The organism is Modestobacter sp. URMC 112 (assembly GCF_053502575.1).
Genome location: NZ_CP199957.1, coordinates 1,058,041 through 1,081,534, shown reverse-complemented (window position 1 = coordinate 1,081,534; position 23,494 = coordinate 1,058,041). Strand labels below are relative to the sequence as shown.

Here is a 23,494-nt window from a genome sequence, read left to right as displayed (position 1 = left end):
ACCACGTCCGTGGTCGCGGCAGCCAGTCCGGAACCGTCCCCGACCCTCGCCGTTGTGCGCTCGATGCTGCCTTTTCGGGGACGAGGCAGCATCGAGTGCACGACGGCGGTTCCTAGGCCGGGGCGGTGAGGATGCGGGGGCCGTCGTCGGTGACCGCGACGGTGTGCTCGACGTGCGCGGCGCGGCTGCCGTCGGCGCTGCGCAGCGTCCAGCCGTCGGCGTCCACCCGGTAGTCGTCGGAGCCGCCGGCCAGGAACCACGGCTCGATCGCGATCACCAGGCCGGCCCGCAGCGGCAGACCGCGGCCGGGACGGCCCTCGTTCGGCACGTGCGGGGCCTCGTGCATTGTCCGGCCGACCCCGTGACCGCCCTGGTCGGTGTTGATGCCACACCCGCCGGCCCTCCCGACCGCGGCGATCGCAGCCGAGATGTCGCCGACCCGGTTCCCGGGCACGGCGGCGGCGGTGCCGGCGGCCAGCGCGCGCTCGGCGGTGTCGACCAGCTGCAGGTCGGCCGGGCGCGGGGTGCCCACGGGGAAGGTGGTCGCGGAGTCACCGACCCAGCCGTCCAGGGTGGCGCCGGCGTCCACGCTGAGCAGGTCGCCGTCCTCCAGCGGCATCGGGGTGGGGATGCCGTGCAGCGCGACGTCGTTGACCGACAGGCACACAACGCCCGGGAACGGCGGTGTCGTGGCCAGCGGGGCATAGCCGAGGAACGGCGAGGTGGCCCCCGCGTCGGCGAGGACGTCGCGGGCGACGGTGTCCAGCTGGGTCAGCCGGACGCCGGGTGCCGCGGCGGCCCGGACGGCGGCCAGCATGTCGGCCACCACCGCGCCCGCGGCCCGCATCGCGTCGAGCTCACCAGGGGTGCGGAGTTCGATCACGCCTGGGACGCTACCGACCTGGGAGCAGCCCGCTAGAAGGAGGCGGTTGATGCTCGTCCGCTACAGCCTGCAGACCAGAGCAACGCCCGAGCAGGTCGTCCGCGCCTTCACCGACTTCAGCGACCGCCGGCTCCAGGTGTGGCGGCGGACGCTCGATCCGGAGAAGTACGAGGTCCGCGAGCTGGGGGAGAGCTGGGCCGTTGTCCGGGAGGGGAGCGCCGGCACGAAGATCTGGGTCGTCCTGCGCTACGACTGGCAGGAGCCGGGGACGATCCGCTGGACGCTCGTGGACAGCGACCACTGCACGGGTGGCCGGGGTGAGGTCGTGGTGCACCCCCTGGACAGCGGCGGGAGCCGGGTGGACGCCCTCATCGACCACACCGGCCCGCGGGGGCCGAGAGGCCGGGTCATCCTGCTGGTGCAGCGGCTGGTCGGCCCGATCGCCTTCCCGAGGCTCTGGCGGTCCGCGCTGGACTCCCTGCCGGACTGATCACACCTCGGTGCGACGCGGCGGCCGCCGGGTAGGACGGGGACGTGAACGCTTCCCGGGTCAGCATCGTCATCGCCACCCGGGACCGGCGGGAGTCCCTGCTCCGCTCGCTCGCCCGGCTCGACGTCCCCGGCGGGCCACCGGTCGTCGTGGTGGACAACGCCTCCGCCGACGGCACCGTCCCGGCGGTCCGGGCCGCCCATCCGGACGTGACGGTGGTCCGGCTGCCGGGGAACGCCGGCGCGGTGGCGCGTACAGACGGCGTCCTCCGGGCCGGGACCCACTACGTCGCCTTCGCCGACGACGACTCCTGGTGGGAGCCCGGCGCGCTGGAGCGGGCCGCCGACCTGCTGGACGCCCACCCCGCGGTCGCGGTGGTGGTCGGCCGGGTGCGCCTGGCCGGCGACGGGGCGGTCGACGCGGTGTCCCGCAAGCACCGGGCCGCCGTGCTGGGCCGCTCCCCCGGTGCCCCCGGCCCCGACGTGCTCAGCTTCCCGGCGTTCGCCGCGGTGCTGCGCCGGGACGCCTACCTGGCCGTCGGCGGCTTCTCCCCGCTGCTGTTCTTCGGCGGCGAGGAACACCTGCTCGCCCTCGACCTGGCGGCCGCGGGCCACCAGCTGGTGTACGTCGACGACGTGGTCGCGTGGCACGACCCGGCCGGCCCACCGCGGCCGACCCCCGCGCGCTGGGCGCTGCAGACCCGCAACGACCTGCTGGTCGACTGGCTGCGCCGCCCGCTGCCCGTGGCGGCATCCGGCACCGCACGGCTCACCCGGCGGGCGCTGAGGGACCCGGCCTGCCGCGCGGCCCTGGCCGGCCTGCTGCGACGGCTGCCCGCGGCGCTGCGCGCCCGGCGCCCGGTCCCCGCGCTCCTGGAGCGGCGGTTCGCCGCCGCGCAGCGTCCGCTCAGCGGCCCAGCTGCCGGGTGAACCAGTCGCGGGCCTCGGCGTTGCCGGCCCGGCTGCGGCGCTGCGCCTCGTCGATCGCCGGGCCCAGCGTGCCGGACAGGGCGTGCTCGAGCGCGGCGTCCAGGGAGGCCGGGTCGATCTCGCCGGCGGTCAGCAGCAGCGGCCAGTCCAGTGCCCGGGCCTGGGCGGCGACCTTGGCCCCTCCGGCCACCGCGTCGCAGGCGATGACCGGCACCCCGTGGGCCAGTCCGAGCACCAGCCCGTGCAGCCGCATGCTGAGGACCACGTCGGCCCGCCGGACCAGCGCCTCCACCTGGGCGGGGAACCGGTCGTAGGGCTTGTCGTAGAGGTCCATGTCCAGCTCGAACCAGGGCAGCGCCCGGGCGCCGAGCCACTGCTCGAGGACCCCGCGCACCCGGTCGGCCTGGCTCCGCGTGCCGTACTCCTCCTGGGACGGCGCGAAGGCCACCGCGAGCACCGGGACGTCGGGCGTCGTCGTCCCGCCGGCGAGGTCGGGCCGGGCCACGCCCGGGGCGTCGCGCTCCCAGACCTGGTGGAACAGGCCGCGCCCCACCTCGTCGACGACCGAGACGTTGACCGCCCAGCGCTGCGCACCGGAGAACACCCCGGCCAGCTCGTGCAGCAGCGAGTAGTCCATCAGCGGGCCGCTGACGAAGACCAGGTGGGTGTACCGGCCCGGGTCCACGTCCCGCCAGTTCGGACCGCGCTGCAGGTAGGGCGCCCAGGCCACGTCGTGCTCCACGCCCAGCTCGGTGAGCCAGCCGGTGACGACGTCGGCGCCCAGCTCGTCCCCGACGGTCGCGATGACCTCGTCGAAGCTGAACCACCCGGCAACGAGGATCCGCATGCGCCCCACCCTGTCAGGCGGCTCGTGCGGCCCGGCGGGTGGTCAGCCGGGCTGGTCCTCGAGCCTGTCCAGGACGGCGCCGGTGACCTCCAGCAGGGCGCGCACCTGCTCCTCGGTCAGGACGTCGAACACCAGCGCCCGCACCGTCTCCACGTGCGCCGGCGCGGCCGCCTCGATCGCGACCCGGCCCGCGGGCGTCAGCACGACCTCCGACCCGCGCCCGTCGGCGGCGACGTCCTCCCGGGCGACCAGACCGCGTCGTTGCATCCGGGTGAGGTGGTGGGACAGCCGGCTCTTCTCCCACTGCAGAGCGGCGCCGAGCTCACCGACCCGCAGCCGCCCCGCCGGGGTGTCGGTGAGCTGCACCAGGACGTCGAAGTCGGCCAGGGACAGGTCGGAGTCGGCCTGCAGCTCGCGGTTGAGCCGGGCCGGCAGCCGGCTGCTCACCGCCAGCCACTGGCGCCAGGCCCGCTGCTCCTCGGCGGACAGCCACCGCGGCCGCGTCCCGGTCACCGCGGCAGCCTAACCGCCATTTGTTGACACGTCACCTACTGTGCACCACGCTGGGGGCAGCACCCGCCGAGGAGGACGCCGTGAGCAGCTCCACCCCCACTCAGCCGGACCTGGCCGCCCTGGCCGCCGAGCGGGCCCGGCTCCGGGACCACCACCTGCGTCCGGCCGGGGAACGGCCCGCCTCCACCGCCCGGGGTCTGCACCACACCGCCCTGATCAGCAGCGACGTCGAGGCCACCATCGCCTTCTACCAGGACGTGCTGGGCTTCCCGCTCACCGAGCTGATCGAGAACCGGGACTACCCGGGGTCCTCGCACTTCTTCTTCGACATCGGCAACGGCAACCTGCTGGCCTTCTTCGACTTCCCGGGTCTGGACGTCGGCCCCTACGCCGAGGTGCTCGGCGGACTGCACCACGTGGCCATCAGCGTCGAGCCGGACCGGTGGGAGCGGCTGGTCGAGCGGCTGACCGCGGCCGGCGTGGAGCACGCCGTGCACAGCGGCGTCTCGGTGTACTTCCGCGACCCGGACGGCGCCCGCATCGAGCTCATCGCCGACCCGCTCGGCGAGATGTACGGCGAGCACGTCCTCTAAGTGAGGACCCCGCCCTCCTCACCCTTCGCAAGCTCAGGGTGAGCCTCTGGGCGGGGCCGATGGGCGACGGGACCCTGCAGAGAGGCCGTCAGAGCTCGTGGGCGACCAGGTCGCGGTACTCGGGGTGCCGCTCGATACAGCCACGGACGAACGGGCACCTCGGGACGACGGTGCCCCCTTTGCTCCGCACGTCGTCCAGCGCGGCACGGACCAAGGTGCCGCCCAGCCCCGAGTGCCCGGAGTCGCTGTCGACCTCGGTGTGGGTGAAGACCACCTGGTCCCCACGGCGCTGGTAGGCGGCCAGCCCCAACCGCCGGTCGCCCTCGCGGATCTCGTAGCGGCTGTGGTCCGGGACGTCGGTCACGGTCGGCTCCATGCCGTCCCGAACGGTGCGCCCGCGGGAGCTGTTCCCCGCGGGCGGCGGGTCAGCGCAGCCGGCGGGCGGCCGGTCCTGAGGTGACCGCGAGCGTGCCCGGCTCGGTCAGCCCGCGCTCCCGGCAGGCCGCGACGACGGCGTCGCCGACCGCGTCGACGGCGTCGTCGGGCACGAGGGCGATGGCCGAGCCGCCGAAGCCGCCGCCGATCATCCGGGCGCCCAGCGCCCCGGCGGCGGTGGCGGCCGCCACCACGGTGTCCAGCTCCACGGCCGAGACCTCGTAGTCGTCGCGCAGCGAGGCGTGCGAGGCGTCCAGCAGCGGGCCGCAGTCGGCGATCCGGCCGGCGCGGACCAGGGCCACCAGCTCGTCGACCCGCTGGTTCTCGGTCACCACGTGCCGGGCCCGGGCGCGCAGCCGCGGGTCCTCCAGCCGGTCGACGTCGGCCGCGGTCGCCTCGCCGAGGAGGTCCAGCCCCAGCAGCCGGGCGGCCTCCTCGCAGTCCCGGCGGCGCCGCGCGTACTGGCCGTCGGCCAGGGCGTGCCGCACCCGGGTGTCGACGACCAGCAGCAGCAGCCCGGCCTCGGCCAGCCCCAGCGGGACCGGCGTCGTGTCCCCGGTCGCGGTGTCGACGAGCAGCGCGGCCCCCGGTTCGGCCAGCAGCGCGACGGTCTGGTCCATGCCGCCGGTACCGGCTCCGACGACGTCGTTCTCGGCCCGGATGCACGCGTCGATGAGCAACCGGCGCAGCCCCGCGTCGTCCGGCCGGCCGGCCAGCTCGGCGGCGGCCAGCGCGACGGCGGCCTCCAGCGACGCCGAGCTGCTCAACCCCGCGCCCAGCGGCACGTCGCTGCTCACCGCGAGGTCCATCCCGGGCACCGCGATGCCCGCCTCGCGCAGCGCCCACAGCGTGCCGGCCGCGTAGGTCGCCCATCCGTCGACCGAGCCCGGGCCGAGGTCGCTCAGCGTGCCCTCGAACGGGACGGCGTCCGGGTCGGTGCTGGACAGCCGCACCCGGTCGTCGTCGCGCCGGCGCACCGCCGCGGCCGTGACCCGGGTCAGCGCCATCGGCAGGCACCGGCCGCCGCTGTAGTCGACGTGCTCGCCGATCAGGTTGACCCGCCCGGGCGCCGCCCAGACGCCGTCCGGCTCGACCCCCCAGGTGCTGGCCAGCTCCGCGGCGGCGAGACCGGCCTGCCGCTGTGCGCCGTCCGCCGATTCGCTGCCCCTCATGAGGCCACCTCGCGGAGCCGGTCGGCGATCCGCTCTGGCGTGGTGTCCACGATCCAGGCCCCCATCCCGGACTCGGACCCGGCCAGGTACTTCAGCTTGCCCGGTGCCCGCAGCAGCGAGAACAGCTGCAGGTGCAGCCGGCCCAGCTCGCGGTCCGGGCCGGTCGGCGCCTGGTGCCAGCCGGAGATGTAGGGCGCCTGCGGCACCCCGGGGTGGAAGCGGTCCAGCCGCCGCAGCAGCTCCTGGTAGACGACGGCGAGCTCGGCCCGCTCGGCGTCGTCGAGCGCGGCGAGGTCCGGCACGTCCCGGTGCGGGGCCAGGTGCACCTCGACCGGCCAGCGGGCCGCACGCGGGACGTAGGCGGTGAAGTGCTCGCCGCGCAGCACCACCCGGCGGCCCTCGGCCTGCTCGGCGGCGAGCACGTCCCGGAGCAGGTGACCGCCGGTGGCCGAGCGGTGCCGGCGGGCCTGCTCGACCAGCTGCGCGGCACGTGGCGGCACGAACGGGTAGGCGTAGACCTGGCCGTGCGGATGGGTGAGGGTCACCCCGATCTCCTGGCCCCGGTTCTCGAACACGAAGACCTGGGCCACCTCGGGGTCCGCCGAGTGCGCGGCGGTCCGCGCCGCCCAGGCCTCGACGACGGTGCGCATCCGCTCGGCCGGCAGCTCCACGACCGACGCGTCGTGGTCGCTGGAGAACACGACCACGTCGCTGTTCCCGGTGGCGGGGCGGTCCGGTGGCCCCAGCGCGGGCGGGTGCTCCGCCAGGGCGGGCCCCACCGTCAGCGGCGCGTAGCTCGGGAACCGGTTGGCGAACACCACGACGTCGTAGTCCGCGTCGGGCACCTCGCTCGGGTGCGCCGGGTCGCGCGTCGGGCACAGCGGGCAGTCGGCCGCGCTGGGCAGGAACGTCCGGTTCATCCGGTGCCCGGCGACGGTCACCCACTCCCCGGTGAGCACGTCGAACCGGACCTCCCCGGCGTGCGGCGGCTCGGGCAGCGGCCGGGTGTCGACCGCGGTGTGCACCTCCCCCGGCCTGGCCCGGTCGTCGAAGTACAGCACCGGCCGGCCGTCGGCCAACGCCCGCGCGGTGACCCGTCCGGGCCAGGGCGGTCCCGCGGAGTCCGACTGTCCGTCACCTGCGTGCCGCACCTGGGCCTCCCTGTCGCCGCGCACCCACCCGACCGGCAGGAGACGAGCGGAGGGCCCGGTCACCAGTGGTGACCGGGCCCTCCCTGAGTAGCGGGGACAGGATTTGAACCTGTGACCTCTGGGTTATGAGCCCAGCGAGCTACCGAGCTGCTCCACCCCGCGCCGGTACAGGCCACTCTACACAGGGCCCGCCGGCGCGACGCGGGGGGTCGGCCGCCCTCCTGCCCGGTCACCGGGACGGCGACTCGGGTCCGGGGGCCCGCGGCTGCGGGGCGACCCGGTCCGGCGGCACCGAGGGCAGCACGCGCTCGACGTAGTCGCGCGCCGCGGCCGCCATGCCGACGTCCCGGCCGGCGGCCTCGGACAGGAACCACCGGTGCTCGAGCACCTCGTGGAAGACCTCCGCGTCGTCCAGCCGGTTGCGCAGGTGCGCCGGGACGTGCGCCATGGCCGGCTCGTAGACCTCGGCCAGCCAGCGCAGGGCCGCCACGGCCTCGGGGACGCGCCGCTGCTCGGCCTGCTCGAGCGCGCCGCGGTACCCCGCGATGTCGGCGAGCAGCCGGCGGGCCTGGTTCTCCTGGACGTCCAGGCCGGTGCTGGCGAACAGCACCTGCCGGTGGTGGCCCGGCTCGGCCACCCGGGTGCGCAGCCGGAGCCGGCTCCCGCCGGCCGGGTCGTCGACGAGCTCGACCTGGTCGACGTCGAACCCCAGGTCCTCCAGCCGGCGGACCCGCTCGGCGATGCGGAAGGCCTGCTCCCCGTCCGGGACCACCTCCTCGTCGGTCAGCTCGGCCCACAGCTGCTCGTACCGGGCCACCAGGTCGGCGGCCGCGAGGGCCGGGTCGAGGTCCTCGGCGAGCGAGCCGTCGGCGCGCAGGTCCTCCAGCTCGCCCCTGACCCGGCGGTAGGCGACCTCCAGGTCGGAGTCGCGCCGGCCCTGGGTGAGCTGCTCGTGCACCTCCCCGGCCTCCGCGTCGACCAGGTAGGCGGTCAGCGTCCCGGCGTCGAACCGGAACAGCGTGTTGGACAGCGAGCAGTCGCCCCACAGCACGCCCGCCAGGTGGATCCGGGTGAGCAGCTCGACCTGGGCGTTCATCACCCGGCTGATCAGCTCCGGGCCGCGCGGGCCGTGCTGGTTGGCGAACAGCGCCAGGAAGGACGACGAGTAGTCCAGGAAGCGGGTGACCAGCACTGCCTCCTGCCCGTCGGGCCGGTCGACGACGACGCCGACCACCTCCACCGCCGGGATGCCGAGGTCGTGCAGCCGGCGCAGCACCTGGTACTCCTGCCGGGCGGCGCGCTCGGGCAGCTCCTTGAGCGCGAAGACCTGCCCGGCCTCGGCCACGAACCGCACGACGTGCCGGGGACGGCGCAGCTGTGGGATCGCCAGCACCCGGTCGTCGCTCCAGGACCCGAGCGGGACCGCCCACGGCAGTCCCACGAGCTCCGTCGCCGCCGAGCCGGGAGGGCTGAACACGAAGCGCATCCCCCACCTCCGGCTCCTGCGGCCGGCGAGCGGGTCCGGCCTGCACGCGGGAGCCTCCTCCCCCGGCCACCCCGCCGCATCCCCTCGCGGACGCCCCGGACGCGCCCGAGACCGCCGTCCGGGTCGGCTGGATGCCGTCGATACCGTCCTGCGGATGACGGACTCATCGGTGCCCTGGGCTGCGCGCAGGGTGCGTCGGGAATGGGACCTGCTGTGCGGCCGCACGGACGGACCGAGGGCCTTCGACCCGTCGATGGTCGCCGGTCTGCCGGAGCCGGCGCGTCGCTGGCTGACGCACGCGATCGCCCCCGGGACCCCGCTGTGGCAGTCCGTGGAGCTGTCGATGCGCGGGCAGATCCGCCTCGGTACCTGGCGGCCCTTCACCGCGCGTCAGGTGCTGGCCCCACCCCGGGGCTTCATCTGGGCCGCGACCGCCCACGTCCTCGGCATCCCGGTGATCGGGTTCGACCGGCTCAGTGCGGGATCGGGCCAGATGCGCTGGCGACTGGGCGGCCTGGTCCCCGTCGTGTCCGCCACCGGGCCCGACGTCACCCGCAGCGCCGCCGGCCGCCTGGCCGGCGAGACGGCCCTGGTGCCGACCACCTTCCCCGCCGCGACCTGGACACCCGGCTCCGACGACGACCGGGCCGTCGTCACCTGGCGGATCGACGGAGAGGACGAGAGTGCCGAGTTGCACGTCGGCCCGGACGGGCGGCTGCTCGGCGTCCTCATGCAGCGGTGGGGCGATCCCGACGGGGCGTCGTTCGGCCGCCACCCGTTCGGCGTCGCCATCGAGGCCGAGCAGACCTTCGCCGGCGTGACCATCGGCTCGGCGCTCCGCGCAGGCTGGTGGTGGGGAACGGACCGGCAGCCGGAGGGCGAGTTCTTCCGGGCCCGGATCACCGGGGCCGTGTTCCGGTGATCCGGACCGATTCCACCCGGCCGTAGGCCGTCCAGGACCGCCTCCCGCGAGTACGGTCGGCGGCAGCCGACCTCTGGGTGGTGGTGGCCGTGAGGAGCGCTGCGGACACGCGCACCGCTGCCCCGGCCTGGGACGAGGCCTGGTTCGGGATCCGGGGCATCGACGACCTCACCCGGATCGTGGACGGCCTGCCGCAGGGCGTCGCCCTGCTCACGCCGGACCTGCGCGTGCTGCACGTCAATCCCGCCGGGCGGGCGCTCGGCGGCGCCGGCCGCGCGGCGCTGTCGGGTCCGGCCGCACCGCTGCTCACCGCCAGGACCACCGTGCCGGACGAGCAGCCGGAGCCGGGCGCGGGGAGCGGGCGACGCGAGGTCGAGTACTCGGACGTCCCCCTCGAGCTCCAGGGCGAGCACGTCGTCGTGCGAGCGTTCCGGGACGTCACCGAGGAGCGGCGCGCGGTGCGCTGGCAGGCCATGCTCGTCCAGGTGGCGGCGCGGGTCGCACTGGCGGAGTCCCTGGAGGCCACTCTCGACAGGGTCGCCGAGTGCCTGCTGGAGTCCACCGGGATGAGCGGCTGTGCCGCCATCGTCTTCGACGGCGAACCTCCCCGGCTGCGGGTCGCCGGGACCGCCGGCCTCCCGGACGACTACGCCGAACGCTTCCGTCGGGCACTGCGGTCGGGCAGCGAGGTCCTGCCCGCGCTGTCGGCCTTCCGCAGCCAACGGACGGTCGTCGTCGACCGGACGCGCGACGAGCCGGTGCTCCGTGCGCTGGAGGACCTCGACGGCGACCTGCGATGGCGCAGCATCGCGTCCTTCCCGATGGTCGCCCGCAACCACCCGGTCGGAGCGGTCAAGACGTTCTGGCCGGGCCCACCCCCGGACGGCGAGGAGCTGCGGTTCCTCGCCGCGGTCGCCGACCAGGCCGCGACGGCCGTCGACAACGCCCGGCTGTTCGCCGACGCCGCCGCGTCGTCCCGCCGGGACGAGGGCCTCATCGCGGCCGGGCTGGCGCTGGCGTCCGAACTGTCGCTCCCGGCGGTGCTGACAAAGATCGTCGAGCTGGCCTGCGACGTCGCCGACGCGAGCTACGGCGCCGTGGGGGTGCTCGGCCAGGACGGCCACCTGGAGGACTTCATCACGCACGGCCTCCCCGAGGAGCAGCGCGCCGCGATCGGGCCCCTGCCCATCGGCCGGGGGATCCTCGGGGCGCTGATCTCCGACGCCCGTCCGTTGCGACTGACCCGCATCCAGGACGACCCGCGCTCGGTCGGCTTCCCGCCGCACCACCCGCCGATGACCTCGTTCCTGGGGGTCCCGATCAGCGTGCGCGGCCGGATCTACGGCAACCTCTACCTCACCGGGAAGCGCGGCCGGTCACGGTTCACCGACGACGACGAGCGTGCCGTGGTCACCCTCGCCGCGCAGGCCGGTGTCGCCATCGAGAACGCCCGGCTGTTCGCCGACGCGCAGCAGCGGCTGGCGCTGGAGGCCCGGCACCGGCTGGCCCGTGAGCTGCACGACTCGGTGTCCCAGGCGCTGTTCTCGATGACGCTGGAGACGCGCGGCGCCCAGCTGCTCCTCGAGCGCTCGGGCCTGCCGGCCGACGGGCCGCTGGGCGAGCGGCTGCACAACCTGCGCCAGCTGACCCAGGGCGCACTGGCGGAGATGCGGGCACTGATCTTCGAGCTGCGTCCCGAGGCACTGCGGGAGGAGGGTCTGGCGGCGGCGATCCGCAAGCAGGCCGAAGGCGTCAGCGCGCGCACCGAGATCGCCGTCGAGGTCCGCGTGCCGAAGCGGCCGATCCCGCTGCCGGCCGAGGTCGAGGAACAGGTCTACCGGCTGGTGCAGGAGGCCCTCGCCAACATCGCCCGGCACTCCCGGGCCCGGTCCGCGATCGTGCAGCTGCGCCGCCGACGGACCGGGCACGAGCTGCTCGTCGAGGTGACCGACGACGGCGTGGGCTTCGACGCGTCCCTGCCCCAGCCCGGCCACCTGGGCCTGGGCACCATGGGACAACGGATGGAGCAACTCGGTGGCTCGCTTCTGGTGGACTCCCGCCCGGGCGGCGGGACGCGGGTCACCGCCACCATCCCGCTGTCCCCCCTGGGACCCCGGCTGGCCGTGGAGGCGCCGGTGCAGACCACAGGCCGACCATGACCGCGCCGGAGGCGGGCGGCGCCCGCATCCGCGTCTGCCTCGTCGACGACCACGCGGTGGTGCGGCGTGGGCTGCGTGGCTACCTCGAACTCGTGGAGGACATCGAGATCGTCGGCGAGGCCGCCGACGGCCAGGCCGCCCTCGACGTGGTCGACGCGTTGGTCGCCGACGGCAGGACCCCGCACGTGGTCCTCATGGACCTGCTGATGCCCGGCACGGACGGCGTCACTGCCACGCGGCTGCTCACCCAACGGTGCACGGGGGTCGCCGTCCTGGCCATGACCAGCTACAGCGAGGTGGACCGGGTCCGCGGCGCACTGGAGGCCGGCGCCTCCGGATACCTGCTCAAGGACGCCGAGGCCGAGGAGGTCGTCGACGGCATCCGGAGGGCGCACCGCGGGGAGATGCCCCTGGGACCAGCGGTGTCCCGGCAGCTCGCCCGCGCGTTCGGCGCCCCCGGCCGGGTGGCCCTGGACACGCTCACCGCGCGCGAACACGAGGTCCTGCTCCTGCTCGCGGCCGGGTTGTCCAACCAGCAGGTCGCCACCCGGCTGTCGATCAGCGAGCGCACCGCGCGCACCCACGTCAGCAGCATCCTGGAGAAGCTGGGACTGCGGTCGCGCACCCAGGCGGCGCTGTACGCGATCAAACGGGGCCTCGGTCCCGCGTCGCCGTCCCCGTAGTCCCCGCCGTTCGTCCCTGCCGCAGCAGGACATTGCGCCGATGACGCCCCGCCCGGCACGTGGTGGGCTGGCGAGCAGGCACTCCGAGTCAGGGTGGTGCGGCGTGAGGGTGCTCGTTGCCGCTCGGGACCTCCGCGTCCGCCGGGCCCTGTCCAGGCTGCTGGAGCTGCACGGGGACCTGGTCGTGGGTGCGACCGACGCCGGGCCCGGTCTGCTGCCGGACCTGGACGACCAGCTCGGCCCCGACCTGGTGGTGCTGGAGCTGGACCGCAGAGCGCAGCCCCAGGACCTCCGGGTCGTCAGCGAACTGGCCCGTCGCGGACGGCCGGTGATCGCCGTCTGCAGCAGCGGGTCCACGCCCTGCGCGGCCGTCCTGGCGGCCGGGGCACGGGCCTGTCTGGACGAGGACGTCCACTTTCCCGATCGACTCGCGGAGGCGGTGCAGGCGGTGGGTGGCTCCGCCCGGGGGGCGGCCCCGCCTGCGTGACGGGACGCGGCCCGTCACCGGGACTACGTCAAAGAGCCCCCTCCGGTCCGGTCATCGCACCGATGACCGGGCCGCCGACCCGGCTCCAGACTGCAGTCCTCACCGCACCCCACGCGAACGCCCGCCTCGAGGAGGTCGGACATGACCGAGGACCGAACGCCCTATCCCGTCCGCGTCGACGCGTCCCTGGACCCGACGCTCTCCCGCGGCCTGTGGCTGGTCAAGTGGCTGCTGCTCGTCCCGCACGTCGTCGTCCTGGTGTTCCTGTGGCTGGCCTTCTGCGTGGTCAGCGTGATCGCGTTCTTCGCGATCCTGTTCACCGGGCGCTACCCACGCGCCCTCTTCGACTTCAACGTCGGCGTCCTGCGCTGGAGCTGGCGGGTGCACTACTACGGCTACGGCGCCCTGGGCACCGACCGCTATCCGCCGTTCACGCTGGCCGAGGTGCCGGACTACCCGGCGCACCTCGACGTGCCCTACCCCGAACGGCTGTCCCGGGGCCTGGTGCTGGTGAAGTGGTGGCTGCTGGCCATCCCCCACTACGTGGTGCTCGGGATCTTCGTCGGCGGCGGGCTGTGGATCAGCACCCGGGGCGGGACCGGGAACGACTGGGACGACGGCTGGACGGCCGGCGGCGGGCTCGTGGGCCTGCTCGTGCTGATCGCCGCCATCGTGCTGCTGTTCACCGGCCGCTACCCCAAGCCGCTCTACGACTTCGTCCTCGGCATGGACCGCTGGGCCCTGCGCGTGGCTGCGTACACGTCGCTGATGACCGACCGCTATCCGCCCTTCCGGCTCGACCAGGGCGGCACCGACCCCGGTTCCCGGCCGGTCTCGCCCCCGCCGCCGGCCCCGTCCGGTGAGCCCGTCGCCACACCGCCGGCCCCGCCCGTCCCGGCACGGTGAACCCCTGGTCGCCTCGGGGTGGCCAGGCCCCCGGGGCGATCAGGAACACCGGCGCCGACCGTCCGCCTCCGCGCCGAGGCCCCACCTCCGACCCCCGGGACGAGACCGTCATGACGATGCCCAGCCCGACTGCGGCGACCAGCGCGGTCCAGAGGGACCCATCGAGGACGACCGCGTTCCTGGCAGGGGCGCTGTACCTGATTACCTTCGCCGCCTCGATCCCTGCGGCCTTCTACTTCCTGGACCCCGTCCTCAGCGACCCGGGCTACGTCGTCGGCCCGGGCGCCGACACCCGCGTGCTCGTCGGCGGCCTGCTGGACATGGTCAACGCCCTCGCCTGCATCGGCACCGCGGTCGTGCTGTTCCCCGTGCTGAAGCGGCAGGACGAGACCCTGGCGCTCGGCTTCGTCACCTCCCGCCTGCTGGAGGCCTCGATCATCTCCGTCGGCGTGGTCAGCCTGTTCGCGGTCGTGACCCTGCGGCAGGACCTGGCCGGTACCGCCGCAGCGGACGACCCGTCGCTGGTGGCCGTCGGGGCGTCGCTCGTGGCGGTCCGCGACTGGACCTTCCTGCTGGGGCCCGGCGTCATGGCGGCCGTCAACGCCCTGCTGCTGGGCACCCTGATGTACCGGTCCGGCCTCGTGCCCCGCGCCATCCCGCTCCTGGGACTCGTCGGAGCACCGCTGCTGCTCTCCGCCCAGATCGGGATCGTGCTCGGCGTCAACGACGAGTTCTCGCTGTGGTCGGCGATCGCGCTCGCGCCGATCTTCTGCTGGGAGCTGTCGCTCGGCACCTACCTCGTGGTGAAGGGGTTCCGGCCCGCTCCGGTCCTCCCGGAGGTCACCACGGCCGGTCGCCCGACCCGCGTGGGTGCCGACCGATGACCGCCGCGGACCCGGACGTGGGCCTGCGCCGGACCACCGGGGGCCTCCTCGTGGCCGGTGCGCTGGCGTTCGGCGCGGCGGCGACGGTGCTGTCGGCCACCTTCGACTGGCCCGACGTCCTGCGCGAACCGGCCGACGTGGTGCTGCCGGCCGTCGTCGACGGCGGGCCCGCCCTGGTCTGGACCTGGTTCGCCACCGCATGGACGTACGCGATCCTGCTCGTCCCGATCCTGCTGCTGCCCGCGGCGCTCGGGCGACCCGGGGACCCGGTCCTGCGGGCGGCCACCTCCGTGGGAGCCACCTCGGTGGTGCTCGCACTCATCGGGTTCCTGCGCTGGGTGTTCGTCGTGCCCCCGCTCGCCGCGTCCTACGTGGCCGGCGACGCCGGCGCCGCAGCGGCGTGGACAGCGCAGCACCAGTTCGGGGGTGCGCTGCTCGGGGAGCACGTGGGCCAGCTGCTGGGGATCTGCTGGTCGGTGACCGTGAGCGTGGTCATCGTGCGCACCCGGGTGCTGCCGCGCTGGCTGGGCGTCCTCGGCATCGTCGTCAGCGCGCTGTACCTGACCAACCAGGGCGACGTCCTGGCCACCGCCGTCCCCGGGTTCCCGGTCTGGGACCTCGGCGGCCTGATCGGCAGCACCGGTTGGGGCCTGTGGGTGGTCGTCCTGGGGGTCGTGCTGTTGCGGCCGACCCGCGCCGGGGGCCCTGCCCGCGCCGACGCGTCGTCCGCGGACCCCGCGCAGGCCCCGCGTCCGCGGTCCTCCTCCGGCGTCACGAGCTGACCACCGTGCCCGTCGGCGGAGGCGTCGGCGGGGGGCACGAGCAGGATCGACGGGGCAGCGGACCTGCACCAGCACACGACAGAGGCCCTCACAGTTGCTGTGAGGGCCTCTGTCCGGTGGTAGCGGGGGCAGGATTTGAACCTGCGACCTCTGGGTTATGAGCCCAGCGAGCTACCGAGCTGCTCCACCCCGCGTCGGTGACACCACCATACACGGGGCCGGGCGCCGCACTCCGGGGGCCGGGCGCCGGCGCCCTCGGGGAGGGGCCGGCGCCCGGGTTCAGCCGGTGGGCTGGGCCGCGGTCTGTCCGGAGGCCGACCGGTAGGCCTCCACCGCGGCCTGCAGGTCCGCCTGCGCCTGGCCGATCCGGGCGAAGTCCCCGGCCCGCTGGGCATCGGCCAGGTCGGCGAGCGCCGCGTCCAGCGCCGCCACCGCCTGGTCGCGGGCCGAGGTGTCGCCCTCCCCTCCGCCGTCCGCCGGCGGGGCCGTCGTCGGTGCCGGCGTGGTCGGCTCGGGCACCGGTTCGCCCACGCCGCCGTCGGGGACCTCCCCGCTGTCGACGGCGACGTCACCCGCACCCGCGCCGAACACCTGGTCCAGCGCCTCGGACAGGGTGTTGCCGTAGCCGATCCGGTCGGCGTAGTTGACCAGCACCTTCTGCAGCAGCGGGAAGGCGTTCTCGCCGGTGCCCTGCACGTACAGCGGCTCGACGTAGAGCAGGCCGGCGTTGCCGATCGGCAGGGTGAGCAGGTTGCCGAACACGGCGGTCGAGTTCTCGCTGTTGAACAGGGTCAGGTCCGGGCGGACCTGGTTGTTCGTGGTGAACGAGTTCTGCACCTGCCGTGGACCCCGGTACGGCGTGTTGCCCGGCAGCCGCAACACCTGGATCTCGCCGTACGAGCCGGGGTCGGAGGACGCGGAGATGAACGCCGACAGGTTGTCCCGCTGGAAGGCGTTCAGCGCGCTGGTGAGCTGGAAGCTCGCCCGCTCGTCACCCGGGCGCTGGGCCAGGATGTAGTACGGCGGCTGCAGCGCGTCGGTGTTCTGCGTCGGGTCCGCCGAGACCTGCCACCGGTCGTTCTGGTTGTAGAAGTCGATCGGGTCGGCCACGTGGTACCGGGTGAGCACGTCCCGCTGCAGCTTGAACAGGTCCTCCGGGTACCGGACGTGGCTGACCAGCTCCTCGCTCATCGCGTCGCGCGGCTCGACGATGTCCGGGAAGGCCTTCATGTAGGTCTTCAGGACCGGGTCTTCCTCATCCCAGGCGTACAGCTTCACGGTGCCGTCGTAGGCGTCGACGGTGGCCTTGACCGAGTTGCGGATGTAGTTGAACTGGTCGTTGGGCAGCGCCGTCGTCCCGGTCCCGGTGAGGGCGTCCGACGTGGCCTCACCCAGGGTCATCTGCTCGGCGTAGGGGTAGGCGTCCGAGGTGGTGTAGCCGTCGAGGATCCACTGGATCCGGCCCTCCACCACCGCGGGGTACGGGTCGCCGTCCACGGTGAGGAACGGGGCCGCCTTCTCCACCCGCTCGAGCGGGTCGCGCACGTAGAGCACCTTCGACTGGTCGTTGACCGCGCCGGAGAGGATGAAGTTCCGCTCCCGGTAGTAGATGGCGTAGGTCAGCTGCCGGAAGAAGCTGCCGATCGAGACGCCGCCTCCGCCGTCGTAGGTGGAGTTGATCTGCCCCTCCTCCGAGCCGCCCTCGGGCTGGTCGAACTCGCGTCGCTCGGTGCCGCCGACCACGGAGTAGACGTCCTGGCCGGCGGCGTTCAGCAGCTCGCCGTAGTACACCCGGGGCTGCTCGACCTCGATGTCCCCGCGGGTGGGCAGGTCACCGGTGGTGAAGTTCGGCTCGCCGCCCTCCTGCCCGGCCACGACCTGGTTGGCCGGCGCGGCGACGAAGCCGTTGCCGTGGGTGTAGACGGTGTGCCGGTTGATCCAGCTGTTCTGGTTCTCGCTCAGGCCCGCGCTGTTGAGCTCGCGGACCGCCACCACGTAGTCCTGGGTGACCCCGTCGATGGTGTACCGGTCGATGTCCAGCTTCTCGGGGAAGCCGTACACGTTGCGGATCTGCTGGCGGGCGGTGAACGTGTCGGAGAGGACGTTGGGGTCCAGCAGCCGCGCGTTGGGGATCGTCTCGGTGTCGTTGCGCAGCGCGGCGACCGCCGCGTCGGCGTCGGCGCCGGAGGTCTGGTCCTGCGCGTACTGGACGTACTCCACCGCGTCCAGGCCGTAGGCGGCCAGCGTCGACTCGATCGCCCGGTCGGTGTACTCCTGCTCCTTCTGGTCCGCCGACGGGCGCACCACGAACTGCTGCACGATCGCCGGGTAGGCCACCCCGATCACCAGGCTGGCCACCAGCAGCAGCACCAGCGCGGCGGCCGGCAGCAGCGTGTTCCGGACGAGGATGTTGGCGAAGAACGCCACGGCGCAGAAGGCGGCGACGAACACCAGGATGTTCTTGGCCGGCAGCAGCGCGTTGACGTCGGTGTAGGACGCCCCGGTGAAGAACCCGCCGCGGTCGGAGTAGGCCAGCCCGTAGCGGTCCAGCCAGTAGCCCACCGCCTTGAGCGCCATGAAGATGCCCAGCAGCACCGAGAGCTGCACCCGGGCGGCGCCGGACAGCTTCTGACCCGGGGTCTGCAGGCGCAGCCCGCCGAACACGTAGTGGGTGAGCAGCGACCCGATCAGGGCCAGCAGCACGGTCGCGAACGCGAACCCGAGGACCAGCCGGTAGAAGGGGTAGTCGAAGACGAAGAAGGAGATGTCCCGGCCGAACTCCGGGTCGGTCCGGCCGAAGTCGGTGGAGTTCCGGAAGGTCAGCCAGGTCTGCCAGCTGCCCTGCGCCGCGAAGCCGGCGAACAGGCCGAGGACGGCGGCGATCGCGGTCAGCACGACCTTGCGGCGCGGCTCCAGCGACTGCCGGTAGCGCTCCAGGTTCTGCTGCTCCAGCGACATCGGCCGGAAGGTCGGGCGGAACCGGTAGGCCAGGTACACCGCCAGCGCGGTGAGCCCGCCGGTGGTGATCCCGGCGACGGCGAACAGCAGTGCACGGGTCTGCACCTCGGTCCAGAAGACCTCGGTGAAGCCGGTCTCGTCGAACCACAGGAAGTCGACGTAGACGTTGGTCAGGGTGCCGATGACGGTGAACAGCACGAGCAGCACGGCGACGATGCCGATGACCGTCTTCGCGCGCCGGGACAGCGTCGGCACCGGCACAGGGGGCCGCATGGCCACGAGCGGTCTCCTCACAGATCTGGAGTGGCCGGGAGGGCCACGAGTTCGGCTCCCACGGGAGGCCCGGGGTCCGCCTCTCCAACTGATGCCGGCAGGAGCGGGTTCCCGGGCCCCAAGCACACCACGGTGGCGGCCGTCCACGCTCCCGAGCTCCCCAGGTCGCGGCCTTACCGTGACCCGCCGCCCGGGCGCCGCGGTCAGCAGGGAGCGGGTGTGCGTCCCGCCCGGAGGTCGTCGAGCGCGGCGAGCGCGTCGTCCAGCGTGGCGACCCGCGCCATCGGCACCTCGGGCTGGGCGTTCCGCAGCGCCTCGGCGCAGTTGTCCGCCGGCACCAGGAACAGGTCGGCCTCGATCTCGCGCGCGGACACCAGCTTGAGCGGGATGCCGCCGATCGGGCCGACGGCGCCCTCCTCGGTGATCGTCCCCGTCCCCGCCACCACCGCACCCCCGGTGAGGTCGGTGTCCCCCACGAGGTCGAGGATCCCGAGGCTCAACATCAGTCCGGCCGAGGGCCCGCCGACGTCGTCGACCTCGATGTCCACGGTGAACGGCGCGTACGGCGACTCCAGCACCAGCACGCCCAGCGCCGACCCGTCCCGCTCGGGGGCGGCCGCCGTGGTGACCGTCGCGCTCCCGGGCTCCCCGAGCCGGGTGTAGGTCACCGGCACCGACGACCCCGGCGGGATCGCCGACAGGGCAGCGGTGAGTGCCGCGGTGTCCGGGGTGGGGGTGCCGCCCACCGACTCCAAGGCGTCCCCGGCCTCGAGCCGGCCCTCGGACGGCGAGTCCTCGGCGAGCTCCTGGACGACGACCTTCACCGGGTAGTCGAGCTCCCCCAGGGCCGCCATCCGGGCCGCCTGCTCCGAGGTCAGGAAGGCCTGCCGGTTCTGCTGCTGGGTCTCCTCCTCCGACTGGCCGGAGGGGTACACCTGCTCCCGCGGGACGACGGTGACCTCGCTGTCGAACCAGCCCTGCACCGCGCCCACCAGGGTGAGCGGGTTCTGCGGCACCCCGACGGTGGTCAGGTTGAGGTTGCCGGAGGTGTCGTTCCGCTCCCGCCCCTCGAGCGAGATGATCGGTTCGCCGTCGATGTCCCCCAGGGTGTTGAAGGTGGGACCGGGCACCTGCGCCACGTAGGGCACCGGCAGCAGGGCCCCGACCACCCCGAAGACCAGCAGCAGCACCGCACCGGTGACCAGGACGGCGATCCGACGGCTCACGACCGGCGAGCGTAGGTGACCCGGCTGTCGAGGGGGTCCGGCCGTGCCCGTCCGCGCCCGCCCCGGCGTCCGGACCGGGCCCCGACACACCGCTGCCGGACCGCTGTCGCCGGCGGGACGGGGTGGCCGCCGGCGTTCCGCTGGAGGCGTACGTCCGGGCTGGTCGGGCCGGGTCACCGCCGCTGCTACGCGGCTACGGTGGTGACATGAGCGACGTCCCCTTCGGCTTCGGGCTGCCCGACCGCGATCCCGAGCGCCGGGGCGAACCCGGCGGCAACCCCGGCGACCCGTTCGGCCTCGGCGCCCTGTTCGGCGGCATGGGCCCGGGCGCCGGGGGCGGGTCCCCGGAGGACCTGCTGGGCAAGATGCCGCTGTTCGCCGAGCTGCAGAAGCTGATGAACTGGTCCGGCGGCCCGGTGAACTGGGACCTCGCCCGCCAGGGCGCGATCAGCCAGCTGGCGCCCGGGCACCAGCCCACCTCCGAGGCCGAGCGCACCGCGGTCGCCGAGGCGCTGCGGCTGGCCGACCTCTGGCTCGACGAGGCGACCGAGCTGCCCTCCGGCATGGACCGCGGGCTGGCCTGGTCGAGGGTTGAGTGGGTGGAGCAGACCCTGCCCGCCTGGGGCCGGCTGATCGACCCGCTGGCCGAGCGCGTGGTCGCGGCGATGACCGGCGCGCTGCCGGCCGAGGCGGCCGCGATGATGGGCCCGCTCGCCGGGATCATGGGGCAGATGGGCGGCGTCATGTTCGGCGCCCAGGTGGGTCAGGCGCTGGGCAAGCTGGCCGACGAGGTGCTCACCAGCACCGACGTCGGACTGCCCCTCGGCCCGGACGGGGCCGGGGTGCTGGTGCCGCAGAACGTGGCCGCCTTCGGCGCCGGGCTGGACCGCCCGCTGGACGAGGTGCGGCTGTTCCTCGCCCTCCGCGAGGCCGCCCACCAGCGCCTGTTCGGCCACGTGCCCTGGCTGCGCCAGCAGCTCACCGACGCGGTGCACGCCTACGCCCGCGGGATCCACGTCGACCGGGAGGCCATCGAGCGCGGCCTGACCGAGGCGATGGGCAGCATGGAGGGCGGCATCGACCCCAGCGACCCGGAGAGCATGCAGCGCCTGCTCGGCAGCGGGCTGCTCGAGCCCGAGGAGACCCCCGAGCAGCAGATGGCCCTGCGCCGGCTGGAGACGCTCCTGGCCCTGGTCGAGGGCTGGGTGGACAGCGTCGTCGGTGCCGCCGCCGCCGCCCGGCTGCCCGGGCACGCCGCCCTGACCGAGACCATGCGCCGCCGTCGCGCCTCGGGCGGCCCGGCCGAGCAGACCTTCGCCACGCTCGTCGGGCTCCAGCTGCGGCCGCGCCGGCTGCGGGACGCCAGCACGGTGTGGGGGGCGATGGCCCAGCAGCACGGCACCGCGGCGCGGGACCGGCTGTGGTCGCACCCGGACCTGCTGCCGACGTCGGACGACCTGGACGAGCCGCTGGACTTCGTCGCCCGGCAGGGAGGCCGCGACGTGTTCGCCGAGCTCACCGACGACCTGACCGACGGCGGGGCGACCCCGCCCGCGGACGGCGCGGACGGCGCGGACGACACGACCGGCGAGGGCCCGGCGCCCCGCGGTCAGTAGCGAACGGCGGGCTCCTCGACGTCGCCCTCGGGCGCGTCGCCGACCGGTGCGGCGGAGCCGAACTCGACGCCCTCCAGGAAGCCCAGCGCCCGCTCGGCGCGCGGGTAGGCGTGCACCAGCGCCCAGAAGCGGTCGTCGTGACCGGGCTCGATCAGGTGGGCCAGCTCGTGCACCAGCACGTAGTCGACGACGAACTCAGGCATGCCGCGCAGCCGGTTGGACAGCCGGATCGTGCCCTCGCTCGGGGTGCAGGAGCCCCACCGCCGGTTCTGGTTGTCCACCCAGCGGACGCTCCGGGGCACCGCGCGGCCGGCGAAGAAGGCCTCCGACAGCGCCGTCGCCCGGCTCATCAGGTCCCGGTCGGAGGCCAGCGCACGGCGGCGGCGCTCCTCCCGCGTCTGCAGCTTGGCGACCATCTGGTCCACCCAGCGCTGCTCTTCGGCCGCGCTGAAGGCAGCCGGGATGAGCACGACCGTGCGGCCGTTCTCCCGGTAGGCGGTGACGGTGCGCCGGCGCCGCGCACTGCGGCGGACCTCGACGACGTCCCGGCTGCCCGGCGCCGTGCGGGTGCCGGCCGCGGGGACGGCGGACGCTCCGGGCTGACGGCGGTCGGGTCGCTTCTCCACGCACGCACGGTAACGGTCGGTGCCTGCACCGCCCACCCGAGGACACCCGGAGGTGGACAGGTGCACACGGACAGTGGAACCGGCGTCCGCCGGTGTCGCCCGAACGGAGGACACCCGGCCCGTTCCACAGCCTGAGCACGGACGTCGTCCCTGGTCGGAGGCGCGATGACGCCCTCCGGCCGCGCGCGGGCCGGGCCCTCTCCCGGGCCGGTGCACAGCGACACACCGACGGGTCCCCACGGTGTCCACAGTCCTGTCCACAGGCTGTGGGTACCGGACCCGGACGGTCCGCCCCGGGAGCGTCCACCGTTGCCCTCCGGCTCCGGCCGGGACCGGTCCCGGGGCCCTGTGGACGGCGGAAGCGGAGGGACCGTCGGGACTGGCACCCTGCGCCGGTGACCGACAGCCCGCACCCCCTCCTGCCCGCCGGGACCCCGCTGCTGCGGCTGGCCGGCGAGACGGTGCAGGTGGGCGGTGTGGACGGCACGGACGGGCTGCGGGTGCACCCGGCCGGTCCCGCCGTCCGCTCGCTGCTGCGGAGGCTCGACGGCCGGCGGAACGAACGCGCGATCCGCGCGGAGGCGCTGGCCGACGGCCTGGCCGGCCCCGCGGTCGACGACCTGCTGGCCGGTCTGCGGGCCGCCGGCCTGCTGCACGACCTCGCCCCCGCCGACCTGCTGGCCGGCGACCCGGGCCCGGCCGCCGCCGCCCGGGCGGCGACCGAGCTGCCGGCCGCCGTCCCCGGCCCGGCCGGCGGGCGCTGGCGGCTCCGGAGGCAGAGCGCCGTCGTCGTCGACGGCGCCACCCGGGTGGGCACGCCGCTGGCCGCCGTCCTGGCGGCCAGCGGCGTCGGCTGGGTGCACGTGCGCGACCGCGGACCGACCGCGGCCGCCGACGCGGTGGTCGGCGGGGCGGCCGCCGCCGACGAGGGCCGCCCGCGGGCCCTGGCCGCCGCCGACGCCGTCCGCCGGGCGAGCCCGCTGACGGACCTGCGGCCGCTGCCGCCGGGCCGCGCGCCGGACCTGGTGGTGCTGTGCCGTCCCTGGTCGGCCACCGACCCGCTGCAGGAGGGGTTGCAGCGCGAGGGGGTGCCGCACCTGGTGGCCACCGTGCGCGGCGAGACCGGTGTCGTCGGGCCGCTGGTCCTGCCGTCGCTGACCAGCTGCCTGCGGTGCGCCGACGCCTGGCGCCGCGACGACGACCCGGACTGGCCCCGGCTGGCCGCCCAGCTCACCGCGACCGAGCCACCGCCCACCGGGGCGACGGTGACGTGCCTGCTGACCGCGGTCACCGCGGCGGTGCAGGTGCTCGCCCACCTCGACGGCGCCGGCCGCCCGGCCGCGCTGGAGACCGCCCTGGAACTGCGTCCCCCGGAGCTGTCCCCGGTGCTGCGTCGCTGGCCGCCGCACCCCTCGTGCCCCTGCGGCGTGGCCGCCCGACGCGGCGCGGACGCCGAACGTGGACACTGAGGGA

General features: G+C 74.7%; 22 protein-coding genes and 2 tRNA genes. 12 read left to right on the top strand and 12 right to left on the bottom strand.

What is annotated here, in order from left to right; all coding sequences use genetic code 11:
• Window positions 1-112 precede the first annotated feature (112 nt).
• Window positions 113-883, bottom strand: coding sequence for a type I methionyl aminopeptidase (map, locus tag ACWIX6_RS05195; RefSeq protein ID WP_448615779.1), 771 nt, complete (start codon window positions 881-883; stop codon window positions 113-115).
• Window positions 884-932: 49 nt separating this feature from the next.
• Here map and ACWIX6_RS05190 point away from each other — a divergent pair, with 49 nt between their 5' ends.
• Together ACWIX6_RS05190 and ACWIX6_RS05185 are read left to right on the top strand one after the other, a co-directional pair.
• Window positions 933-1,373 carry an SRPBCC family protein gene (locus ACWIX6_RS05190; RefSeq protein ID WP_448615778.1) on the top strand — a complete coding sequence of 147 codons (441 nt, stop codon included), beginning with the start codon at window positions 933-935 and terminating at the stop codon, window positions 1,371-1,373.
• 44 nt (window positions 1,374-1,417) lie between these two features.
• The gene (locus ACWIX6_RS05185) at window positions 1,418-2,302 is read left to right on the top strand and encodes a glycosyltransferase family 2 protein (RefSeq protein WP_448615777.1); all 885 of its coding nucleotides are present in this window, start codon (window positions 1,418-1,420) and stop codon (window positions 2,300-2,302) included.
• Here ACWIX6_RS05185 and ACWIX6_RS05180 read toward each other — a convergent pair.
• Entirely contained in the window at window positions 2,280-3,149 is an 870-nt protein-coding gene (locus ACWIX6_RS05180) for a polysaccharide pyruvyl transferase family protein (protein WP_448615776.1), read from the bottom strand. The two genes, ACWIX6_RS05185 and ACWIX6_RS05180, sit on opposite strands and share 23 nt — an antisense overlap.
• Window positions 3,150-3,191: 42 nt before the next feature.
• Window positions 3,192-3,662, bottom strand: a complete 471-nt coding sequence (locus ACWIX6_RS05175; RefSeq protein WP_448615775.1) for a MarR family winged helix-turn-helix transcriptional regulator — start codon at window positions 3,660-3,662, stop codon at window positions 3,192-3,194.
• Window positions 3,663-3,742: 80 nt separating this feature from the next.
• Here ACWIX6_RS05175 and ACWIX6_RS05170 point away from each other — a divergent pair, with 80 nt between their 5' ends.
• Complete coding sequence (locus ACWIX6_RS05170; RefSeq protein WP_448615774.1) at window positions 3,743-4,255, top strand: VOC family protein; 513 nt, start codon at window positions 3,743-3,745, stop codon at window positions 4,253-4,255.
• Window positions 4,256-4,343: 88 nt separating this feature from the next.
• Here ACWIX6_RS05170 and ACWIX6_RS05165 read toward each other — a convergent pair whose 3' ends face one another.
• From ACWIX6_RS05165 to ACWIX6_RS05145, 5 genes are all read right to left on the bottom strand, one after another.
• On the bottom strand, window positions 4,344-4,619 hold the full coding sequence (locus ACWIX6_RS05165) for a GNAT family N-acetyltransferase (protein ID WP_448615773.1): 276 nt from the start codon (window positions 4,617-4,619) through the stop codon (window positions 4,344-4,346).
• 61 nt (window positions 4,620-4,680) lie between these two features.
• On the bottom strand, window positions 4,681-5,862 hold the full coding sequence (gene galK, locus ACWIX6_RS05160) for a galactokinase (RefSeq protein WP_448615772.1): 1,182 nt from the start codon (window positions 5,860-5,862) through the stop codon (window positions 4,681-4,683).
• On the bottom strand, window positions 5,859-7,013 hold the full coding sequence (galT, locus tag ACWIX6_RS05155) for a galactose-1-phosphate uridylyltransferase (protein ID WP_448615771.1): 1,155 nt from the start codon (window positions 7,011-7,013) through the stop codon (window positions 5,859-5,861). Before galT ends, galK begins: the two co-directional genes overlap by 4 nt.
• Window positions 7,014-7,101: 88 nt before the next feature.
• Window positions 7,102-7,175: transfer RNA gene (locus tag ACWIX6_RS05150), tRNA-Met, on the bottom strand.
• A 67-nt stretch (window positions 7,176-7,242) separates the two neighbouring features.
• Window positions 7,243-8,499 carry a DUF4032 domain-containing protein gene (locus tag ACWIX6_RS05145; protein ID WP_448615770.1) on the bottom strand — a complete coding sequence of 419 codons (1,257 nt, stop codon included), beginning with the start codon at window positions 8,497-8,499 and terminating at the stop codon, window positions 7,243-7,245.
• Between the two features lie 154 nt (window positions 8,500-8,653).
• Here ACWIX6_RS05145 and ACWIX6_RS05140 point away from each other — a divergent pair, with 154 nt between their 5' ends.
• The 7 genes from ACWIX6_RS05140 (at window position 8,654) to ACWIX6_RS05110 (ending at window position 15,322) form a co-directional block, all read left to right on the top strand.
• Complete coding sequence (locus tag ACWIX6_RS05140; protein ID WP_448615769.1) at window positions 8,654-9,421, top strand: DUF6544 family protein; 768 nt, start codon at window positions 8,654-8,656, stop codon at window positions 9,419-9,421.
• An 89-nt stretch (window positions 9,422-9,510) separates the two neighbouring features.
• Window positions 9,511-11,580: a GAF domain-containing protein gene (locus ACWIX6_RS05135; protein WP_448615768.1), complete on the top strand. Its 2,070-nt coding sequence runs from the start codon at window positions 9,511-9,513 to the stop codon at window positions 11,578-11,580.
• Window positions 11,577-12,263, top strand: coding sequence for a response regulator (locus ACWIX6_RS05130; protein ID WP_448615767.1), 687 nt, complete (start codon window positions 11,577-11,579; stop codon window positions 12,261-12,263). The genes ACWIX6_RS05135 and ACWIX6_RS05130 overlap by 4 nt, the downstream gene beginning before the upstream one ends.
• Window positions 12,264-12,366: 103 nt before the next feature.
• Window positions 12,367-12,750: a hypothetical protein gene (locus ACWIX6_RS05125; protein ID WP_448615766.1), complete on the top strand. Its 384-nt coding sequence runs from the start codon at window positions 12,367-12,369 to the stop codon at window positions 12,748-12,750.
• 141 nt (window positions 12,751-12,891) lie between these two features.
• Entirely contained in the window at window positions 12,892-13,656 is a 765-nt protein-coding gene (locus ACWIX6_RS05120) for a DUF4389 domain-containing protein (protein ID WP_448615765.1), read from the top strand.
• 116 nt (window positions 13,657-13,772) lie between these two features.
• A complete protein-coding gene (locus ACWIX6_RS05115) occupies window positions 13,773-14,540 on the top strand; it encodes a DUF4386 domain-containing protein (protein WP_448615764.1) in 768 nt (255 codons plus the stop codon).
• On the top strand, window positions 14,537-15,322 hold the full coding sequence (locus ACWIX6_RS05110) for a DUF4386 family protein (protein ID WP_448615763.1): 786 nt from the start codon (window positions 14,537-14,539) through the stop codon (window positions 15,320-15,322). Before ACWIX6_RS05115 ends, ACWIX6_RS05110 begins: the two co-directional genes overlap by 4 nt.
• A 117-nt stretch (window positions 15,323-15,439) precedes the next feature.
• On the opposite strand, the gene ACWIX6_RS05105 is transcribed toward ACWIX6_RS05110, so the two are convergent.
• The 3 genes from ACWIX6_RS05105 to ACWIX6_RS05095 all read right to left on the bottom strand — a co-directional run bounded on the left by ACWIX6_RS05105 (window position 15,440) and on the right by ACWIX6_RS05095 (window position 19,779).
• Window positions 15,440-15,516: transfer RNA gene (locus ACWIX6_RS05105), tRNA-Met, on the bottom strand.
• An 85-nt stretch (window positions 15,517-15,601) separates the two neighbouring features.
• Window positions 15,602-18,553 carry a UPF0182 family membrane protein gene (locus ACWIX6_RS05100; protein WP_448615762.1) on the bottom strand — a complete coding sequence of 984 codons (2,952 nt, stop codon included), beginning with the start codon at window positions 18,551-18,553 and terminating at the stop codon, window positions 15,602-15,604.
• A 203-nt stretch (window positions 18,554-18,756) separates the two neighbouring features.
• On the bottom strand, window positions 18,757-19,779 hold the full coding sequence (locus ACWIX6_RS05095) for a YlbL family protein (protein ID WP_448615761.1): 1,023 nt from the start codon (window positions 19,777-19,779) through the stop codon (window positions 18,757-18,759).
• 206 nt (window positions 19,780-19,985) lie between these two features.
• Here ACWIX6_RS05095 and ACWIX6_RS05090 point away from each other — a divergent pair, with 206 nt between their 5' ends.
• Window positions 19,986-21,395 (top strand): zinc-dependent metalloprotease, encoded by a 1,410-nt coding sequence (locus ACWIX6_RS05090; protein WP_448615760.1) that lies wholly within the window; start codon window positions 19,986-19,988, stop codon window positions 21,393-21,395.
• Here the strand turns inward: ACWIX6_RS05090 and ACWIX6_RS05085 are convergent.
• A complete protein-coding gene (locus ACWIX6_RS05085; RefSeq protein ID WP_448615759.1) occupies window positions 21,389-22,021 on the bottom strand; it encodes a M48 metallopeptidase family protein in 633 nt (210 codons plus the stop codon). The two genes, ACWIX6_RS05090 and ACWIX6_RS05085, sit on opposite strands and share 7 nt — an antisense overlap.
• Before the next feature lie 395 nt (window positions 22,022-22,416).
• On the opposite strand from ACWIX6_RS05085, the gene ACWIX6_RS05080 reads away from it, so the two are divergent.
• Window positions 22,417-23,490 (top strand): ThiF family adenylyltransferase, encoded by a 1,074-nt coding sequence (locus ACWIX6_RS05080; protein WP_448615758.1) that lies wholly within the window; start codon window positions 22,417-22,419, stop codon window positions 23,488-23,490.
• Window positions 23,491-23,494 lie beyond the last annotated feature (4 nt).

Coding starts and splice junctions, on each gene's coding strand:
- ACWIX6_RS05190 (WP_448615778.1), top strand. CDS start 933: ATGCTCGTCCGCTACAGCCTGCAGACCAGAGCAACGCCCGAGCAGGTC.
- ACWIX6_RS05180 (WP_448615776.1), bottom strand. CDS start 3,149: ATGCGGATCCTCGTTGCCGGGTGGTTCAGCTTCGACGAGGTCATCGCG.
- galK (WP_448615772.1), bottom strand. CDS start 5,862: ATGAGGGGCAGCGAATCGGCGGACGGCGCACAGCGGCAGGCCGGTCTC.
- ACWIX6_RS05145 (WP_448615770.1), bottom strand. CDS start 8,499: ATGCGCTTCGTGTTCAGCCCTCCCGGCTCGGCGGCGACGGAGCTCGTG.
- ACWIX6_RS05140 (WP_448615769.1), top strand. CDS start 8,654: ATGACGGACTCATCGGTGCCCTGGGCTGCGCGCAGGGTGCGTCGGGAA.
- ACWIX6_RS05130 (WP_448615767.1), top strand. CDS start 11,577: ATGACCGCGCCGGAGGCGGGCGGCGCCCGCATCCGCGTCTGCCTCGTC.
- ACWIX6_RS05120 (WP_448615765.1), top strand. CDS start 12,892: ATGACCGAGGACCGAACGCCCTATCCCGTCCGCGTCGACGCGTCCCTG.
- ACWIX6_RS05115 (WP_448615764.1), top strand. CDS start 13,773: ATGCCCAGCCCGACTGCGGCGACCAGCGCGGTCCAGAGGGACCCATCG.
- ACWIX6_RS05110 (WP_448615763.1), top strand. CDS start 14,537: ATGACCGCCGCGGACCCGGACGTGGGCCTGCGCCGGACCACCGGGGGC.
- ACWIX6_RS05100 (WP_448615762.1), bottom strand. CDS start 18,553: ATGCGGCCCCCTGTGCCGGTGCCGACGCTGTCCCGGCGCGCGAAGACG.
- ACWIX6_RS05090 (WP_448615760.1), top strand. CDS start 19,986: ATGAGCGACGTCCCCTTCGGCTTCGGGCTGCCCGACCGCGATCCCGAG.